The sequence below is a fragment of the Pseudomonas sp. NPDC087614 genome (genome assembly GCF_044743485.1).
In the GTDB taxonomy this organism is placed as follows: Bacteria; Pseudomonadota; Gammaproteobacteria; order Pseudomonadales; family Pseudomonadaceae; genus Aquipseudomonas; species Aquipseudomonas baetica_A.
The window spans coordinates 1-19,319 of sequence record NZ_JBIUWN010000046.1 but is presented as its reverse complement, the minus strand read 5'-3'; the positions used below and the strand labels follow the sequence as shown (position 1 = coordinate 19,319).

Here is a 19,319-nt window from a genome sequence, read left to right as displayed (position 1 = left end):
ATCCGCTAAGCTAGCTGCCCATGCCGACTCTCGTTCTGAAACCCTTCTGCATAGAAATTGCCGACGTGCCAGGCACCGCCCTTGGTAGCGATTTCATGTGGATCGGTTTTTTTGTTTTCAAGGAATCTCTATGACTGCTGGCCTGCAAGGCTCGTTGATGGTGGACGTCGCCGGTACCTGGCTGACGGCTGAAGATCGCCATTTGTTGCGTCAGCCCGAAGTGGGCGGCCTTATTATTTTTGCCCGCAACATCGAGCATCCACGTCAGGTACGCGAGCTGAGCGCATCGATTCGCGCCATACGTCCAGACCTGCTGCTGGCCGTGGATCAGGAGGGCGGTCGCGTCCAGCGCTTGCGTCAGGGTTTTGTCCGTCTACCGGCCATGCGCGCCATTGCTGACAACCCGAATGCCGAATATCTGGCCGAGCAGTGCGGCTGGATCATGGCCACCGAAGTGCTGGCGGTCGGCCTCGACCTGAGCTTCGCCCCGGTACTTGATCTGGATTATCAGCGCAGCGCCGTTGTCGGCACCCGCTCGTTCGAAGGCGATCCCGAACGTGCCGCATTACTGGCCGGTGCCTTTATTCGCGGCATGAACAGCGCCGGCATGGCGGCCACCGGTAAACACTTCCCCGGTCATGGCTGGGCGGAAGCCGATTCGCATGTGGCGATCCCGAACGACGAGCGTAGCCTCGATGAAATCCGTGCCAACGACCTCGTGCCATTCGCCCGGCTCAGCAAGCAACTCGCTGCTGTTATGCCCGCTCACGTCATCTACCCGCAAGTCGACTCGCAGCCTGCTGGTTTCTCCCGCCGCTGGCTGCAGGACATTCTGCGCGGCGAGTTGCAGTTCGACGGTGTGATCTTCAGTGACGACCTGTCGATGGCCGGCGCCCACGTGGTCGGCGACGCAGCCAGTCGCATCGAAGCCGCACTGACTGCCGGTTGCGACATGGGCCTGGTATGCAACGACCGCGCCGCGGCCGAGTTGGCCCTGAGCGCTGCACAACGTATGAAGGTCAGGCCATCCGCTCGCATCGCGCGGATGCGCGGTCAGGCGTTCGCCAGCACCGATTACCGTCAGGATCCGCGCTGGCTCAGCGCCATCGTTGCGCTCAAAGACGCTCAACTGATCGATTAAGGATTTTCCGTTATGGCGGTTTTCGCAATCATTGGTGGCACCGGCCTGACCCAGCTCGAAGGCTTGAGCATTCGCCAGTCGTTGGCGGTGGACACGCCTTACGGCGCGCCATCGGCCGACGTGCAGGTTGGCGAATACGCGGGCAAGGAAGTGCTGTTCCTCGCCCGGCACGGCCATCCGCACCGTCTCCCGCCGCACAAGGTCAACTACCGCGCCAATCTTTGGGCGTTGAAGCAGGCCGGTGCCGAAGCAATCATCGCGGTCAATGCCGTCGGCGGGATTCACCCGGCCATGGACACCGGGCATTTCTGCGTGCCGCATCAGATCGTCGATTACACCAGTGGGCGTGAGCACACCTATTTCGCCGATGACCTGGAGCATGTCACCCACATCGACTTCAGCTTTCCCTACAGCGAACCGTTGCGTCAGCAGTTGATTGCTGCGTTAGCCGCCGAAGGCTGCGGATACAGCGATCAGGGCGTTTACGCCTGCATGCAAGGCCCGCGTCTGGAGACTGTCGCAGAAATCGTCCGTCTGGAGCGTGATGGCTGCGACATCGTCGGCATGACCGGTATGCCGGAAGCGGCGCTGGCTCGTGAACTGGATCTGGACTACGCCTGTCTGGCACTGGTGGTGAACCCGGCGGCGGGCAAGACCACTGAAGTCATCACCATGGCCCAGATCGAGCAGGCGTTACAGGACGGGATGGGTGCGGTGAAGTCGATCCTGTCACGCGTTTTGGCGGGTTGACAGCGTGACTACGATAGTTGAGCAACTGGATGCTCTGCCTTGGGAAGATGTGTTCAGCCAGCGCACTCTGGACAGGGCTCTGAAGTATGCGGACGAGGATCGGATAGCGATCCTTCAGATCGACGACTCAAGGGTCGTCGCTTCGTGTGTCGGCTCTGGGATTGAGGTGTATGAGCAAGTCATTGAGCTTGTCAAAGCGGGGGGGCATTGGCGGCTCGAATGCTCTTGCTCTTGCCCTGTCATGCTTTATTGCAAGCACTGCGCTGCGGCTATTTACCACCTGAAGGAGGAAGTACCCGTTAATTCATCTGACAGTCGCGCTCCGGTTCAACTCAATCGTGAGTTGGAGCGTTGGCTCGCCGATATACCCGCGGCGACAAAGCCTGGCGGGGAACTGGCGCAAGCGGCGAGTACGCGGCTGTTATACAAACTCAAGGAAACCCCTGCTACAGGGAAGTGGCTGGTACAGATTTTCAAGGGTTATCAGCTCAAGAGTGGCGAGTTGCGCGATATCAAGTCGCTGTATTCGCTGTCGGACTTGCTGATCCGCCAACCTGGTTACTTATCCGAACTCGACTTGCGCATTGCCAGGCTGTTGGTCGCCATGCACTCCCATCATGCGTATTACAGCGGCTATCCTCTGGAGGGTAGCAGTGGTGCTGAATTGCTTGAGATGTTGTTGAATACCTCACGACTCTTCCTGGATTTTGAAGTGTTGCATCCTCTAACCAAAGGCGTGAGGAGGGTGGGGCGTTTTGCTTGGGCCGAGCAGCCAAACGGCAGTTTCCGTTCTCAGTGGAGCAGTGACGAAGCCGCGGTGGAGTCGCCACTGGCTGTGGAGCCTCTTTACTATCTTGACCGCGAGCGGCATCAGATCGGCCCTCTGTTTAGCGACCTGGAAGAGAAACTGGCTTGTCATTTGACGCTGGCTCCGGAAATTCCGGCTCGTCAGTCGATGCAGTTTAGCCATCGCATGGGCGCTGTGACCCAGGTTGCTCCGCCGCATGCCCTCACTGATCGTGTTATCGACAACGTTCTGCCCAAGGCTCACCTCACTCTCGCCAGTGGCAAGCGTTATGCGCGCTGGCAATATGAGCTGGAGCATCGGGCGGCATTGGCGTTTACCTACAACGGACATCCAGCAACGGACAGAAATCCGGAAGTGTTGGTCCTCAGTGGTGTTGAAACTCAGCGTATTCAACGCCAACCCGCCGCCGAGAAAGCCTTGCGCCAGCTCTTGACGAAGCAAGGTTTTAAAAAGGCCACGCGCAAAAGTAGCATTGACCGTCCGGGCGAGATGTTCGCCCTGCCCGATGATTCGGCCTGGCTATTATTTATGCAGGATGGACTCGCGGTGTTGCGCGAGGCTAACTGGAAAATCGATATCAGCCCTGGCTTTCATTTCAATTTGCAGCCTGTGGAGCAGTGGTATGCAGAAGTCGAGGAGGAGTCCGGGCATCAGTGGTTTGATCTGCAGCTAGGTATTGTCGTCAACGGCGAGCGGTACAGCCTGTTGCCGATCCTGTTGCATTTGTTACGCAGCCAGCCACAGTTGCTCGAGCCCTCCAGCCTGGGTCAGCGCAGCGATGATGAGCAACTCTTGATCGAGCTGGGAGGTGGTCACCTCGCTTCCCGTGCAACTACAAAAGTCGCGCTACCCTATGGCAGGGTCAAGCCGCTGATGGCCACGCTTGCTGAGTTGTATCTGGGCAATCATCAGGGCGATGCGTTGCGCTTGAGTGCTCCCGATGCTGCGCGTCTGAGTTTACTGGAAGGCGTGTCGCTCGACTGGCAAGGTGGTGATCGATTGCGCGCTTTTGCAAAGCGATTGCGCGAGTCGACGCATGCGCACGTCGCTGCACCCGCCGGTCTCAAGGCGCAGTTGCGTCCCTACCAGCTCGAAGGTCTGAACTGGATGCAAACCCTGCGCGAGCTGGAGGTTGGCGGTATTCTTGGCGATGACATGGGGTTGGGGAAAACCCTGCAAACCCTGGCGCATCTACTCACGGAAAAACAGGCTGGACGGCTCGATCATCCTGCACTCGTCGTGATGCCCACAAGCCTGATACCCAACTGGCTGGATGAGTCACAGCGTTTTACTCCGCAATTGAAGGTGTTGGCGCTGCATGGCGCGACGCGTCAAAAGGATTTTGCCTGCCTTGCCGAGTACGACTTGGTACTGACGACCTACGCGCTGCTGCCGCGAGACCTTGACGCTCTGCAGCCGCAGATGTGGAGTGTGCTGATTCTCGATGAGGCACAGAACATCAAGAATCCAGTCAGCAAGGCTGCTCAGGCGGCCCGTGATCTGCAGGCTCGCCAGCGGTTGTGCCTGAGCGGAACACCACTGGAAAACCACCTGGGCGAGTTGTGGTCTCAGTTTCACTTTCTATTGCCTGGCTGGCTTGGTGATAGCAAATCGTTCAATCGCGACTACCGTACGCCCATCGAAAAACACGGCAATGCCCAGCGTATGCAGCATTTGACGGCCAGGATAAAGCCGTTTCTGTTGCGTCGAAAGAAAGACCAGGTGGCGACCGAGTTGCCGCCAAAAACAGAAATTGTGCATTGGGTTGATCTGAGCGATGGTCAACGAGACGTTTATGAAACGGTTCGCGTGGCCATGGACAAGAAGGTGCGTGAGGAAATTGCCCGCAGCGGTGTAGGCGGCAGTCAAATCATTATCCTTGACGCTTTGCTCAAGCTGCGCCAGGTCTGTTGCGATCTGCGGTTGATCAAAATGCCGCTGACGCCGAAGACCCTTCGCTCCGGCAGCGGAAAACTGTCCAGTCTGATGGAGATGCTCGAAGAGCTGCTTGGTGAGGGCCGCAGAATTCTGCTCTTTTCACAATTCACGTCGATGCTCGCCCTGATTGAGCAGGAGTTGCAGCAGCGTGGTCTTGGCTATTCGCTGCTGACCGGCGAAACGACGGATCGGCGTACACCGGTGAAAGACTTTCAGGGCGGTAAGGTGCCGTTGTTTCTGATCAGTTTGAAAGCCGGCGGCACAGGTTTGAACCTGACAGCGGCGGACACAGTCATCCATTTCGACCCGTGGTGGAACCCTGCGGTAGAAAATCAGGCGACAGACCGTGCCTACCGGATTGGGCAAAACAACCCGGTGTTCGTCTACAAAATGATTGCCCGAGGCACGGTGGAAGAAAAAATACAGGCGATGCAGCAGGAGAAAGCGGCGTTGGCCGGTGCGGTGCTTGAAGGCGGTACCACTGGCGGCTGGAAGCTGGAGCAAAGCGATATTGAGGCACTTTTTGCGCCGCTGCCTGCCCCCAGGAGTTGATAGCTGAACCTTGCAGTATTGCCCCGCTGTTCCCAGTCTGGAGTTGTGAGCACTACAGATCCAGGTTGGGAGAGGGCTTGCTCGCAAAAACTGCCCGACTGACGCCGACAGTCTTAGCGCTTCTCGAACTTATCCGGCAACGGCGCAAACAGCGCTTCAATGTCATCGCTCTGCAATTTCCAGTCCCCCGCCTTGCGCCCATCCAGCACGCCCGCCGCCAGGTCGGATTTTTCTTTCTGCAGGTGCTGAATCTTCTCTTCCACCGTGCCTCGGGCAATCATCTTGTAGACGAATACCGGTTTCTCCTGGCCGATCCGATACGCGCGGTCAGTCGCCTGATTCTCGGTCGCCGGGTTCCACCATGGATCGTAGTGAATCACTGTGTCCGCTTCCGTCAGGTTCAAGCCAACACCGCCGGCCTTCAGGCTGATCAGAAAAATCTGACGCTTGCCACTCTGAAATTCCTTCACCGGCGTACGTCGGTCCCGGGTCTGCCCGGTCAGCAAAGCGTAGGAGATATTGCGTTTTTTCAGCTCGTCTTCAATCAATGACAACATCGAAGTGAACTGCGAAAACAGCAGTATCCGCCGACCTTCCTCGAACAGCTCCTCCAGCATCTCCATCAAGCTGTCGAGTTTGCCTGAGGTACTGCCGCGAGCGGGCAGGGTAGCTTCGTTAACCAAGCGCAAATCACAGCAGACCTGACGCAGTTTCAGCAGCGCTTCAAGAATGATGATCTGACTGCGTGCCACGCCTTTGCGGGTGATCTCGTCGCGGACTTTCTTATCCATGGCCAAGCGCATGGTTTCGTACACATCGCGCTGGGCTTCGTTGAGATCGACCCAGTGGATGATTTCAGTTTTGGGTGGCAGTTCAGTCGCAACCTGCTCCTTGGTGCGGCGCAGCAAAAACGGTTTTATCCGACCGTTGAGGTGCTGAAGTCTGACTTCACTCCCGCGCTTTTCGATCGGTACGCGGTAATCGGCGTTGAAGCTTTTGACGTCGCCGAGCCAGCCGGGCAGCAGGAAATGGAACAGCGACCACAGTTCACCCAAGTGGTTTTCCAGTGGCGTGCCGCTCAGGCACAGGCGTTGGCGAGCGTTCAATTCGCGCGCAGCCTGGGCCGCTTTGCTGTTTGGGTTCTTGATGTACTGCGCTTCGTCCAGCACCAATACGTGCAAAGGCTGTTGCGCCAGACGCTCGATGTCCTTGGGCAGCAGCGCGTAGGTGGTGAGGATCAGGTCATAGTCGGCCAAATGATCGAAATGCTTTTTGCGGCTGGCTCCGTACAGGGCCACCACTTTCAGTTGCGGTGTGAAGTGCGCCGCTTCATCAAGCCAGTTCGGGATCAGGCTGGTGGGCATCACCACCATGCACGGGCGGTTCAGGCGTCCGGCATTTTTCTCGCTGAGAATATGCGCCAGTGTCTGCAGGGTTTTACCCAGTCCCATGTCGTCCGCAAGAATCCCACCGACCTCCAGCTGCCGCAGCGATTGCATCCAGCTCAAGCCTTCGAGCTGGTAGGGGCGCAACGTCGCGTTCAATCCCTCTGGTGCTTTTGCACTGAAATCGCGAATGTCACGCAGACGCTGGGCAAAGGTGCGGATCTGTTCGCCACCCTCCCAAAGCAGCGGAATGCCTTCCAGCGAATTCAAGCGTGTGGCGTCAGCCTTGCTCAGGCGCAGGGTGGTTTCCCCGGGTTCCTGCAAATAGAACTCGCCCAAGGTCGCGAGTACCGGTTTCAATCGACCCAGCGGCAGCGCTACTTGCAGCGGCCCGTGCTCGCTGTTGCGTTGCGGAACGTTGACCAGAATCAGTTCGTCATCGCGGCGGCGTGCAAGGCGTTCCGGATTGAGGATTTCAGCATGGGAGCGCATCAGGTTGAGCAGGATCGGCAACAGGCTCAGGCGCTCACCGTTGACGATAATCCCCAGCTCCAGATCAAACCAGTCGCGCTCCGGCGCCTGTTCTACGGTGGCGTACCAGTCATCCACGGCAGTCAGGTCGAAGCCGAACTCTTCGTCGATCTGTAATTCCCAGCCGTGTGTGCGCAGCTTCGGCAAATCATTGAGGGTAAAGGTCAGCCAGGCGCTGTCGTTGACCATCTCATAGAGTTCGCCAGCACTTTCCGGCAAGGCTTTGCTTTGTCGCGTGGCGATACGGAAGCCGAGGATTCGTAACTGTTCGCGGTAGGACTGTTCTATTTCCGGGTGGCGTTTTATCCGCAGCGTCTGGGCTTCCTGGCGAATCAGGATGTCGCTGTTTTTCTGCCCGCTGACGTATTCGTCCAGATAACTGAAGGACAACGCCGCGCGATGTTGAATATAGCGCTGCATTTTGCCGTTGCGCGGTTCGAAAGCGCTGAACTCGACACTGGCCAGCCACAGGCGTGGCAGCGGTTGCACGTTGTCGATCAGCACTTGCGGCGGGGCTTTGGGGCTGCGGTTCTCCAGTACGGCTTGAAGTTTTTCCAGCAGTTCGGCGTCTTTGGCGGCGGCGGGGAAATCGAGGGTTTCCTGTATATGCAGCAACACCGCTGCGCAGTGTTTGCAGTTGATGCGAACCGGGCAGGTGCACCCGGCGTCGACCAACAGCAAGGTGCCTTTGGCTGACTCGCGCAAGTGAATGGTCTGACGGTAGACGTTACCGCCAGAGCCTTCGCAACTGGCGGTGATGGTCGCATCGCCGACCTGGGCGATGCGTACCCGGTTTTCCAGGGCGTAGCGGCGGCCACGCTCCAGGCTTTGTTCCTTGAATCGGCTGACCCAGGAGGGTGCCAACGGTTTACTTAAGGGGGCAGACATAAGGACTTCGGTCAGTCCGCAATGGCTTCAGGCGCTTGCCGTGGAGCTGGAGCCGTCAGGGAAGTGATCTTGATCAGCAGGGCCAGGTGGCCGTTGTCGAGATAGTTGAGTTGGCCGTTTTTGGTGTGACTGTCCTGTCGCAGGCGTTCGCTTGAGGTGACCAGGCCATTGGCGTCGATCTGATTGACCCAGAAGTCGGCCGTCACGTCGGTGAAACGCCCGAGCTTCATCTCAAGCGTGCCTTCGATCGGGAACTGGCCGAACTGTTCTTTGCCGTCGCTGACAGCGACTTTGGTCGGCGCCTCGCCAAGTGGCTGCTGCCAGGCTTTGTGCATCAACACGCTGTAGTCGCCGCTGGCGGTGAGTTTGCTGGCAACATCGCCGAGCGCAGGTGTGCGGTTGCTATCATCGCCCAGGCGCTGGGCGCCTGCGGCCCAGTCTTCCGGTGCGGTGCGACTGACAATCGCCGGAACCGCGTTCTGGCGGACCAGAATCATTTCAACTTGATAGGTGTCATCGGCAAATGCCGTGGGCGCTACCAAGGTCAGTAGCAAGGTCAGTGAGCGAAACAGGCGCATGCGGCGTCCTTCAAGCAGTTTTCGGAATGAGGCGCTCGAACAGCGCCTCTACAGTATTAAAGCGCTCTTCCGGGCGCTCCATCGGCACCTGGAACTTGAACATCGTGGCGCCTTCGAATTTGTAGCGTTTGGGCTGGCTCTGGATCAGTTTGATCAACGTCATCGGGTCAACCGGCGTCTGCGCGGCGAATTCGATACGTCCACCTTGCGGCCCGCCATCGACCTTCTTGATGCCCAGTTGTTCGGCCTGCAATTTCAGCGCAGTGATGCGCACCAGATTTTTGGTCGGCTCCGGCAGCAGGCCGAAGCGGTCGATCATCTCGACCTGCAAGTCCTTCAAGCCTTCCTCGTCAGTCGCCGAGGCAATGCGCTTGTACAGGATCAGTCGGGCATGAACATCCGGCAGATAATCTTCCGGAATCAGCGCCGGCACTCGCAGATTGACCTCCGGGCCACCGCCGAGCGGTTGATCGAGGTTCGGTTGCTCGCCCTTGCGGATCGATTTCACCGCGCGCTCAAGCATCTCCATGTACAGCGTGAAGCCCACGGCTTGAATCTGACCGCTCTGGCCATCGCCGAGCAATTCGCCTGCGCCGCGGATTTCCAGGTCGTTGGTCGCCAGTACGAAACCGGCGCCAAGGTCCTGGGTATTGGCGATCGCCTCCAGACGCTTTTCTGCGTCCGCAGTGATTTGCTGGCGTGGCGGTGTCAGCAGGTAAGCGTAAGCCTGGTGGTGACTGCGACCGACGCGACCGCGCAACTGGTGCAACTGCGCCAGACCGAACTTGTCGGCGCGCTCGATGATGATGGTGTTGGCACTTGGCACATCGATGCCGGTCTCGATAATGGTCGAGGCGATCAGCACGTTGAAACGCTTGTGGTAGAAGTCGCTCATCACCTGTTCGAGTTCGCGTTCGCGCATCTGCCCGTGGCCGATGCCGATCCGCGCTTCCGGCACCAGTTCGGCCAGATCGGCGGCGCACTTCTCGATGGTTTTCACATCGTTGTGCAGGTAGTAAACCTGGCCGCCGCGCAGCAGTTCACGCAGCAGGGCTTCTTTGACCGTGCTCTTGTTCTGCTCCATGACGAAGGTGCGCACCGACAGACGTCGTGCCGGTGGCGTGGCAATGATCGACAGGTCACGCATGCCTGACACCGCCATGTTCAGCGTGCGCGGGATCGGCGTAGCGGTCAGCGTCAGGATGTCGACTTCGCTGCGCAGCGCTTTGAGCTGTTCTTTTTGACGCACGCCGAAGCGGTGCTCTTCGTCGATGATCACCAGCCCAAGGTTTTTGATCTTTACGTCATCGGACAGTAGCTTGTGGGTGCCGATGACGATGTCGATCTTGCCTTCGGCCAGATCGGCAATCGCAGCGTTGACTTCCTTGGCCGATTTGAAGCGGCTCATCACTTCCACGGTCACCGGCCAGTCGGCGAAGCGATCGCGAAAGCTGTTGTAGTGTTGCTGGGCGAGCAGGGTGGTCGGCACCAGAATCGCCACCTGGCGGCCGCCGTGCACGGCAATGAACGCCGCGCGCATAGCCACTTCGGTCTTGCCGAAACCCACGTCGCCGCAGACCAGTCGATCCATCGGTTTCGGCGCGAGCATGTCTTCGCGCACGGCTTCGATGGTCGATTGCTGATCCGGCGTTTCTTCGAACGGGAAACCGGCGCTGAACGTCGCGTAATCGGCTTTCGGGTCGGCAAAGGCGTAGCCTTCGCGAGCGGCACGACGGGCGTAGATATCGAGCAGTTCGGCAGCCACATCACGCACTTGTTCGGCGGCTTTGCGTTTGGCTTTCTGCCAGGTCTCGGAGCCGAGGCGGTGCAGTGGGGCCAGCGCATCGTCGCTGCCGGTGTAGCGAGCAATCAGGTGCAAGTTGGCGACTGGCACGTAGAGCTTGGCGTTCTCGGCGTATTCCAGGGTGAGGAATTCCGCCGCCTGATTGTCGATTTCCAGAATCGTCAGGCCCAGATAGCGGCCGACGCCATGGTCGATATGCACCACCGGTGCGCCTTCGCGCAGCTCGGTGAGGTTTTTGATCACTGCGTCGTTGTTGGCGTCGGTCCGCTTTTCGCGGCGACGACGCTGCATCACCCGCTGGCCGAACAGCGGACTCTCCGCCACCAGTGCCAGCGAAGGCGTGTCGAGCAGCAAGCCTTCGTCGAGCGGGGCAATCGTAATTGCCAGGCGATCCTTGCTCTCGACAAAGTCCGGCCAACTGTCGACGGTTTTCGGCCGTAACTTCAGGCGTTCCAGCAGCTCCAGCAACACTTCGCGACGGCCCGCCGATTCGGCGGTGAACAGCACGCGGCCGGGGAACTCATCGAGGAACGCTGCCAGCGCCGCCAGCGGTTGGGTGGCTTTGGCTTCGATGGCCAGATTCGGCAGCGCTTGAGCGGGGAAGCGTTCGCGACCAGCGCCAGTGTCCACGTCCTGCTGGCTGGCGACCACCCGCGGCCAGTTCTTGAGGCGGGCGAAGCAGTCTTCCACCGGCAGGAACAGTTCGGCGGGTGGCAATAAAGGACGCGATGGATCGACGCGGCGTTCTTCATAGCGGTTGCGCACGTCGTTCCAGAAGTTTTCTGCCGCTTGCTCGATGCCCGGCAGCGAGAACACTTGGGTGTCCTGTGGCAGGTAATCGAACAGGGTCGAGGTTTCATCAAAGAACAGCGGCAGGTAGTACTCGATACCGGCCGGCGTGATGCCGCTGCTCAGGTCCTGAAAGATCGGGCAGCGACGGAAGTCGACATCGAAACGCTCGCGAAAACGCGCCTTGAAGCGGGTCACCGCATCTTTTTGCAGCGGGAATTCCCTGGCCGGCAGCAGCTTGACCGAATCGACCTTGTCGATGGAGCGCTGGTTTTCCGGGTCGAAAGTGCGCAGGGTTTCGATTTCGTCGTCGAACAGATCGATGCGATACGGCAGTTTGCTGCCCATCGGGAACAGGTCGATCAGCGCGCCGCGCACGGTGAACTCGCCATGTTCGTAAACGGTGTCGACGTAGCGATAGCCGCTGGCTTCAAGCCGCGAGCGCATCTGTTCGACATCAAGCTTCTGGCCGACGTCCAGCACCAGGCTGCTGCCGAGCAGGAATTTGGTCGGTGCCAGGCGATGCAGGGCCGTGGTGATCGGCACCACCAGCACGCCGTGCTCCAGTTCCGGCAGCCTATATAGGCTGGCGATGCGCTGGGAAATGATGTCCTGGTGCGGCGAGAACAGATCGTAGGGCAGGGTTTCCCAGTCGGGGAAATGCAGAACGGGCAAATCCGGGGCGAAGAAACTCAGCTCCTGTTCCAGTCGTTCAGCACTCTGGCTGTCGGCGGTCAGTAGCAGGGTGAAGCGCTTGGCAGCGCTGGCAGCCTCGGCAATCGCCAGGCTCAGGGCGGCACCGGGCAGGTTGCCCCAGTGCTGTTTACCTGCCTCGGCAGGGAGAAGCGGTAGACGCAGAACAGGCACGGAAGGTTGAGCTCCAGGCGTTGCGACAAAGTCGGTAATTGTAGCGGCGTCAGGTGCTGCCTGTCAGTTGCAGACTGTGTCTATATTCGCTTATTGCGCAAAATGTAGTGGTAACCATAAAAACGAGTACTTTTTTAATGATTATGTAGTGCCGAAACCGGGTGGTGTTACGGAGGGTTACGGACATCGTCTAACAGTCGTCGAAAAATTGACTGCGCTGCAGGCCCCGGTTTTACTGGGCTGGAGAAGGGCGTAATTTTTTTGAACGGGATTTTGTTACCGGTTGCGCGACAAGCGCGCATTGCTACAAGAGGCTCCCGGCGGCATAATGTAGCCCCTTTTTTCTGCCCCTACATGTGGAAGGTTACCGTGACTCAGAAGCCCGACCAGTGTCTTTGAGAACGGATCGACCGTGAAGCACTCGCAGAAGCGATGATTCCGCGTATCGGTCAGCTTTACCGCAATAACAACGTGGTGAGCTCGATCTATGGCCGCAGCCTGATCAACCAGTCTGTCATCGCGATTCTCAAAGCTCACCGCTTTGCGCGCCACCGTTCTTCCGACGACAGCGAACTCTCCGTCCACGAAACATTCCCTCTGCTTAAAGCCATGAGCGAGCTCAAGCTCGGCGCGGCTTCGGTAGATCTGGGCAAGTTGGCGTTCAAATTCCGTAACGAAGGCAATGGCCGCACCGCCGAGCAGTTCGTTCGCGAAGAGATGGCTGACGTGGTTGGCCAGCAAAACGCTTCGGCCCGCAAAGGCACCGACGTTGTACTGTACGGCTTCGGTCGTATCGGTCGTCTGCTGGCACGCATCCTGATCGAGAAAACCGGTGGTGGCGACGGTCTGCGTCTGCGTGCCATCGTGGTGCGCAAAGGCGCCGACAACGACTTGACCAAACGCGCCAGCCTGCTGCGTCGCGACTCGGTTCATGGTTCGTTCAACGGCACCATCACCATCGATGAAGAAAACAGCACCATCACCGCCAACGGTAACCTGATCCAGGTGATCTACGCGAAGAACCCGACCGAGGTGGATTACACCCAGTACGGCATCAAAGATGCGCTGCTGGTGGACAACACCGGTGTATGGCGTGACGCCGATGGTCTGGGTCAGCACCTGGCGTGCCCGGGCATCGACCGCGTTGTTCTGACCGCGCCTGGCAAAGGCAAGCTGAAGAACATCGTTCACGGCATCAACCACGGTGAAATCACCGCTGACGACAAGATCGTGTCCGCCGCTTCCTGCACCACCAACGCCATCGTGCCGGTGCTCAAAGCTGTGAATGACAAGTTCGGCATCATCAACGGTCACGTCGAAACTGTTCACTCGTACACCAACGACCAGAACCTGATCGACAACTTCCACAAAGGCGATCGCCGTGGTCGTTCCGCTGCGCTGAACATGGTCATCACCGAGACCGGTGCTGCTACCGCTGCTGCCAAGGCCCTGCCTGAGTTGGCCGGCAAGCTGACCGGTAACGCGATCCGTGTTCCGACGCCAAACGTGTCGATGGCCATTCTCAACCTGAACCTTGAGAAAGCTGCCACCCGTGAAGAGATGAACGAGTACCTGCGCTACATGGCGCTGCACTCCGATCTGCACAAGCAAATCGACTTCGTCAACTCGCAGGAAGTGGTATCCACCGACTTCGTTGGCTCGCGCCACGCCGGTGTTGTCGACGCTGAAGCAACCATTGTTCAGGACAACCGCGTTGTTCTTTACGTCTGGTACGACAACGAGTTCGGTTATAGCTGCCAGGTTGTTCGCGTGATGGAAGACATGGCCGGTGTAAACCCGCCAGCCTTCCCGCGCTAAGCCTTAGCTGCACATGAAAACGCCCCGACTTTGGTCGGGGCGTTTTTGTTTGTGCGGCTGTTGAAGGTGTCCTGTCAGGCGCCGCCGACTACCGAGGCTTGCGCCGTGCGCAGTTCATGCTTATTGCCACGAAACAGCACCAGCGTCGCAATCAACCCCAGTACCGCCGCACCGCTGAGCCAGATCCCCGGCGCAGCCTTGTTGCCCAATATATGGATCAGGTATGTACACGCCGCTGGAGTGAAGCCGCCGAAGGTAGCCGTCGCCAGGCTGTAGGCCAACGAGAACCCGGTCGTACGAACCTCTACCGGCATGATCTCGGTCAGTGCCACCACCATCGCGCCGTTGTACGAGCCGTACAGGAACGACAGCCACAACTCGACGATCAGCAGATGGCTGAAACTCGGGTTCGCCACCAGCCACGACAGCGCCGGATAAGCCGTCAGAATCGCCAGAATTGTCGCCGCCAGCAAGAGGGGCTTGCGGCCGATCTTGTCGGATACAGAGCCCATCACCGGCAGCCAGAAGAAGTTCGACAGGCCGATGCACACCGTCACCAGCAATGCATCCAGATCCGACAGATGCAGTTCAGCTTTGCCGAAGGTCGGGGTGTAGGCGGTGATGAGGTAGAACGAAACCGTGGTCATCACCACCAGCGCCATGCCGGCGAGGACGATGCCAAAGTTCTGACCGATCGAGCGGACGATCTCCCGCAAGGTCGGGCGATGTTTGCGCGCCTGGAATTCCGGGGTCTCCTCCAGCGAGCGGCGAATGACGAAGATTATCGGAACGATCATGCAGCCGATCAGGAACGGCACGCGCCAGCCCCATTCGCCCATTTGCTCCGGACTCAGCCAGTGGTTGAGGCCGACGCCAAGCAGGCCGGCAAATACCACGGCCGCTTGTTGGCTGGCGGATTGCCAACTAACGAAAAAGCCCTTGCGCCCCGGGGTGGAAATTTCCGCCAGATAAACCGAGACACCGCCCAGTTCTACACCCGCCGAGAAGCCCTGCAGCAGGCGTCCGAACAACACCAGTAACGGTGCGGCGACGCCGAGCGTTGCGTATCCCGGTACGCAGGCAATCAGCACGGTGCCGGCGGCCATCATTGCCAGGGTAATGATCAGGCCTTTGCGACGACCATGGCGGTCGATGTAAGCGCCCAGAAAGATCGCGCCCAGTGGCCGCATCAGGAAGCCGGCGCCAAAGGTGGCGAGCGAAAGCATCAGGGAGGCGAAGGCGCTGTCGTTCGGGAAGAAGGTCTTGGCGATGGCCGTGGCGTAGAAGCCATAGACCATAAAGTCGAACATTTCGAGGAAGTTGCCACTGACAACGCGAAAAATCGCTTTGCCTTTGCCCGTTGTAGAGGACATGTGCAGGTACTCACTATTGAATTTTTATGAAGTCGTTGCGTTCGTTTGGGAGCTAGCGGGGTCTGTAGCCCATAATGGCTGGCGCGGTTTTGCAGGGAGATGAAGAATTGTTAATTGGACGCTGGGGGTGGCTCGTGGTGCTGGCTGGCATTTTGTCCGGCTGCGGCAACGGCGATTCCATGGAAAGCTTCGGCGGCCCGGCCATGGGCAGCACGTGGTCGGTCAAGTATGTGCGCCACGCCGGTCTTGCCGAACCGGCGATAGTTCGCAGCGAAGTGGAAGGCATCCTCAGCGAAGTTGATCAACAACTGTCCACTTACCGTAGCGACTCGGACATCGAGCGTTTCAACGCGTTGCCCGCTCACAGTTGCCGAGCCGTGCCCGCGTCGGTGCTCGAATTGGTTCGGGTCGGCGAACAACTGGCAGAGCAAAGTGAAGGCACCTACGACCTCACCGTCGAACCGCTGATGAATCTCTGGGGTTTCGGCCCGCAAGGTCGCGAAGAAAAAATCCCCGACACCGCTGCATTGGCTGAAGTGATGCAGCGGGTCGGCTATCAGCATCTGCGCATTGAGGGCGATCAGTTGTGCAAGGACGCCGCTGTTGAAGTCGACTTCAACAGCATCGCTGCCGGTTACGCCGTCGACACGATCGCTGCCAGGCTGGATGCCATGGGCATCCACGATTACCTCGCCGAGGCCACGGGCGAGCTGAAGGCGAAGGGCAAAAAACTCGACGGCTCGCCATGGCGCATCGCACTGGAAGAGCCTCGCGATGATCAACAAGTCGCCGAGCGCATCATCAACGTCAATGGCTACGGCGTTTCCACCTCCGGCGACTACCGCAACTATTTTCTGCACGATGGCAGGCGCTATTCCCACACCTTCGATGCTCGTAGCGGTGCGCCGGTCCTACATGACCTCGCGTCAGTCACGGTGATTCATCCTTCAGCGTTGATGGCCGATGGACTATCGACACTGTTGCTGATTCTCGGTCCTGAAAGGGCGTGGGACTATGCCGAAAAACATGACATTGCTGCATTCTTTGTAATGCGTGCCGATACAGGTTTCGTCATACGCACCACTCAGGCTTTCGAGCAGCTCAGTGGCACAAAAACTGACTGAGGACAGTACGAAAGCTGGCGTTGTAGTGCAGGCAAAAGTAGCCTACGACGCGACCAAGGGTTAATGTGCGCGGCGGTGACGCTTCTATAGACTGTGTCCGGGTTCATTACTGGCCCCCAATTGTTCCTTCGCGCCGCCATTCGGCGTGATTTAGCCGCAGGTGCTGCTGGCACCTCGGCCTGTTCTGAGGAGTACGCATGGCTGTCTACAACTACGACGTGGTGGTACTGGGTTCTGGCCCAGCGGGAGAAGGCGCGGCAATGAACGCCGCCAAAGCAGGGCGCAAGGTCGCGATGGTCGACAGCCGTCGTCAGGTCGGCGGCAACTGCACCCACCTCGGCACCATCCCGTCCAAGGCACTGCGTCACTCGGTGCGGCAGATCATGCAGTTCAACACCAACCCGATGTTCCGGGCGATCGGTGAGCCGCGCTGGTTCTCCTTCCCGGATGTGTTGAAAAGCGCCGAAAAAGTCATTGCCAAACAAGTCGCCTCGCGTACCGGCTACTACGCCCGTAACCGCGTCGACGTGTTCTTTGGTACTGGCAGCTTCGCCGACGAGCAAACCATCGAAGTGGTCTGCGCCAACGGTGTGGTCGAGAAACTGGTGGCCAAGCACATCATCATCGCCACCGGCTCGCGTCCTTATCGCCCGGCCGACATCGATTTCCACCACCCGCGTATCTACGATAGCGACACCATCCTCAGCCTCGGCCACACACCGCGCAAACTGATCGTCTACGGCGCGGGCGTGATTGGTTGCGAATACGCTTCGATCTTCAGTGGTCTGGGGGTACTGGTTGAGCTGGTGGATAACCGCGGTCAATTGCTGAGCTTCCTCGACTCGGAAATCTCCCAGGCGTTGAGCTACCACTTCAGCAACAACAACATCACCGTGCGTCACAACGAAGACTACGAGCGTGTGGAAGGCGTCGATAACGGCGTGATCCTGCACCTCAAGTCCGGCAAGAAGATCAAGGCCGACGCCTTGCTCTGGTGCAACGGCCGTACCGGCAACACCGATCAGTTGGGTCTGGAAAACATCGGCGTGAAGGTCAATAGCCGTGGTCAGATCGAAGTCGACGAGGCATATCACACCTGCGTGCCGAACATTTACGGTGCGGGTGACGTGATCGGCTGGCCGAGCCTGGCCAGTGCCGCCCACGACCAGGGTCGTTCGGCGGCCGGCAGCATCGTTGATAATGGTAGCTGGCGCTTTGTAAATGACGTGCCGACCGGTATCTACACGATTCCGGAGATCAGTTCGATCGGCAAGAACGAGCAGGAACTGACCCAGGCCAAAGTGCCGTACGAAGTCGGCAAAGCGTTCTTCAAGAGCATGGCGCGAGCGCAGATTGCCGGCGAGCCGCAAGGCATGCTGAAAATCCTGTTCCACCGTGAAACCCTGCAAGTGCTGGGCGTTCACTGCTTTGGTTATCAGGCGTCGGAGATCGTGCACATCGGTCAGGCGATCATGAGCCAGCCGGGCGAGTTGAATACCCTGAAGTACTTCGTCAACACGACGTTCAACTACCCGACCATGGCCGAAGCCTATCGGGTAGCGGCGTACGATGGCCTCAACCGGCTTTTTTGACGGGCTCCGGCCGGTGGCCTGAGCCGGCCGGGGAGACCGATTTCAGCAATTCTCGAGGGTGGCAGTGGCCAAACCGGGAAAGTCTGTAATCAGGCTGTCAACGCCGAAGTCGGCGAGTCTGCGCATCAGCGCAGGCTCGTTGACGGTCCATACCGACACATGCAGCCCCTGACGCTGCGCCTTTTGCAGGCGTTCCGGCGTACACAGCGTCCAGTTCAGCGCCAGAATCTCACAGCCATAATTCTGGGCGACCTTCAACGGATCGAGCCAGGCGTACTCGGCTACTAGGCCGCGCGACACGTCCGGCACCAGATCCTGTGCGGCCTTCAGTACTTCTCGCGAACTCGAAGTAATCGTGATCTTGTCCAGCAAACCGTGGCGTTGAGCCATTTCTCGAATCGCCAGTACCGTGGTCGCAGCACGGGTGCGTGAAGCGCTTTTGACTTCCAGTTGCCAGTGTTCGAAATCGCACTTCTCGAACAACTCTTCCAGCGTCGGAATCGGGCACGGCTTGATCCAGCCCGGGCCGCCCTTGCGCGCGTCGTAGGTCACCAGTTCGGCGGCAGTGTGTTCGACCACTTTGCCGCGCCGCTCGGTGGTGCGCTTGAGCGTCGGGTCATGGATGACCATCAACTCGCCGTCCTTGGACAGGTGCAGATCCAGTTCGCAACGGCGTACGCCGTGCTTGAGACATTCCTGAAAGCTGGTCAGGGTGTTTTCCGGTGCTTCGCCCTTGGCGCCGCGGTGGCCGTAGATGAGGGTCACGGTGCTTCCTTAATTTAAATGCCAGATTCGTTCTGTTCGCGGGCCAGACGTCGTTCCTGAGCCTGCTTCTGCAAGATATAGCGGGCGAGCAACTGCCGCTGGGCATCGGTCAGGTGTTCGAACTCGGTGCCGACGTCATAGCCGTCACCCTTGCGGTCGCAATGGGTGACGCGGGCGCGCAGCAGCAGGCCCAGCGCCTGAGGCATCAGCACCAGTTTCACCGACAGGTGCGCACCGACCGCAATCAGCGTCGGGTACTGAAAGTCGATCCCGCCTTCGGAGATGATCACCGGTTGCGGCTCGCCGATGTGGCCGAGCACGGTCAGGGCGACCACCTGACTAAGCAGGTCGATGCGCTTGTTCTGCGATTTCAGGAACGCAGCGATGGCCCTGTCGCGTTCGCTGATCTGGCGCAACAGGTGCTGCGACTCGAATTCACTCAGGTGCAGTTCGCTGAGCAGGTTGAAGAGTGGGGAAGCATCCTGCAACACTTCCTGGCCTGCGGCTTCGGGAGCAGACAGGGGCCTAATTTCCAGTGCGATCGTGTCCTCGATACGGTAGTATTCGCGGCGATCTACTTCATCTCATGTCGACATGGCGAACCCATGGTAGCGGC

General features: G+C 58.9%; 12 protein-coding genes. 6 read left to right on the top strand and 6 right to left on the bottom strand.

Features of this window, described 5'->3' with window-relative positions:
- Positions 1 to 130 precede the first annotated feature (130 nt).
- Genes nagZ through ACIOWA_RS17475 form a run of 3 tightly spaced genes read left to right on the top strand, consistent with a single transcriptional unit; the run spans position 131 to position 5,189 of the window.
- On the top strand, positions 131 to 1,141 hold the full coding sequence (gene nagZ, locus ACIOWA_RS17485; protein WP_339433386.1) for a beta-N-acetylhexosaminidase: 1,011 nt from the start codon (positions 131 to 133) through the stop codon (positions 1,139 to 1,141).
- A 12-nt stretch (positions 1,142 to 1,153) separates the two neighbouring features.
- Positions 1,154 to 1,891 (top strand): S-methyl-5'-thioinosine phosphorylase, encoded by a 738-nt coding sequence (locus ACIOWA_RS17480; RefSeq protein ID WP_339433385.1) that lies wholly within the window; start codon positions 1,154 to 1,156, stop codon positions 1,889 to 1,891.
- Positions 1,892 to 1,895: 4 nt separating this feature from the next.
- Positions 1,896 to 5,189 carry a DEAD/DEAH box helicase gene (locus ACIOWA_RS17475; protein ID WP_339433384.1) on the top strand — a complete coding sequence of 1,098 codons (3,294 nt, stop codon included), beginning with the start codon at positions 1,896 to 1,898 and terminating at the stop codon, positions 5,187 to 5,189.
- Positions 5,190 to 5,302: 113 nt separating this feature from the next.
- Here ACIOWA_RS17475 and ACIOWA_RS17470 read toward each other — a convergent pair whose 3' ends face one another.
- Genes ACIOWA_RS17470 through mfd form a run of 3 tightly spaced genes read right to left on the bottom strand, consistent with a single transcriptional unit; the run spans position 5,303 to position 12,031 of the window.
- The gene (locus ACIOWA_RS17470; RefSeq protein WP_401160953.1) at positions 5,303 to 7,993 is read right to left on the bottom strand and encodes a DEAD/DEAH box helicase; all 2,691 of its coding nucleotides are present in this window, start codon (positions 7,991 to 7,993) and stop codon (positions 5,303 to 5,305) included.
- Between the two features lie 11 nt (positions 7,994 to 8,004).
- Complete coding sequence (locus ACIOWA_RS17465) at positions 8,005 to 8,571, bottom strand: CsiV family protein (protein WP_339433382.1); 567 nt, start codon at positions 8,569 to 8,571, stop codon at positions 8,005 to 8,007.
- Between the two features lie 10 nt (positions 8,572 to 8,581).
- Positions 8,582 to 12,031: a transcription-repair coupling factor gene (gene mfd, locus ACIOWA_RS17460; RefSeq protein ID WP_401160951.1), complete on the bottom strand. Its 3,450-nt coding sequence runs from the start codon at positions 12,029 to 12,031 to the stop codon at positions 8,582 to 8,584.
- 405 nt (positions 12,032 to 12,436) lie between these two features.
- On the opposite strand from mfd, the gene ACIOWA_RS17455 reads away from it, so the two are divergent.
- A complete protein-coding gene (locus ACIOWA_RS17455) occupies positions 12,437 to 13,849 on the top strand; it encodes a glyceraldehyde-3-phosphate dehydrogenase (RefSeq protein ID WP_401160982.1) in 1,413 nt (470 codons plus the stop codon).
- Positions 13,850 to 13,923: 74 nt separating this feature from the next.
- Here ACIOWA_RS17455 and ACIOWA_RS17450 read toward each other — a convergent pair whose 3' ends face one another.
- Positions 13,924 to 15,222: an MFS transporter gene (locus tag ACIOWA_RS17450; protein WP_401160949.1), complete on the bottom strand. Its 1,299-nt coding sequence runs from the start codon at positions 15,220 to 15,222 to the stop codon at positions 13,924 to 13,926.
- A gap of 74 nt (positions 15,223 to 15,296) precedes the next feature.
- Here ACIOWA_RS17450 and ACIOWA_RS17445 point away from each other — a divergent pair, with 74 nt between their 5' ends.
- A complete protein-coding gene (locus tag ACIOWA_RS17445; RefSeq protein ID WP_401160947.1) occupies positions 15,297 to 16,346 on the top strand; it encodes an FAD:protein FMN transferase in 1,050 nt (349 codons plus the stop codon).
- A 197-nt stretch (positions 16,347 to 16,543) separates the two neighbouring features.
- Entirely contained in the window at positions 16,544 to 17,938 is a 1,395-nt protein-coding gene (gene sthA / locus ACIOWA_RS17440) for a Si-specific NAD(P)(+) transhydrogenase (protein ID WP_339433377.1), read from the top strand.
- A gap of 42 nt (positions 17,939 to 17,980) precedes the next feature.
- On the opposite strand, the gene ACIOWA_RS17435 is transcribed toward sthA, so the two are convergent.
- Entirely contained in the window at positions 17,981 to 18,703 is a 723-nt protein-coding gene (locus tag ACIOWA_RS17435) for a glycerophosphodiester phosphodiesterase (RefSeq protein WP_401160945.1), read from the bottom strand.
- A gap of 14 nt (positions 18,704 to 18,717) precedes the next feature.
- Positions 18,718 to 19,257, bottom strand: a complete 540-nt coding sequence (locus tag ACIOWA_RS17430; protein ID WP_401160980.1) for a PilZ domain-containing protein — start codon at positions 19,255 to 19,257, stop codon at positions 18,718 to 18,720.
- Positions 19,258 to 19,319 lie beyond the last annotated feature (62 nt).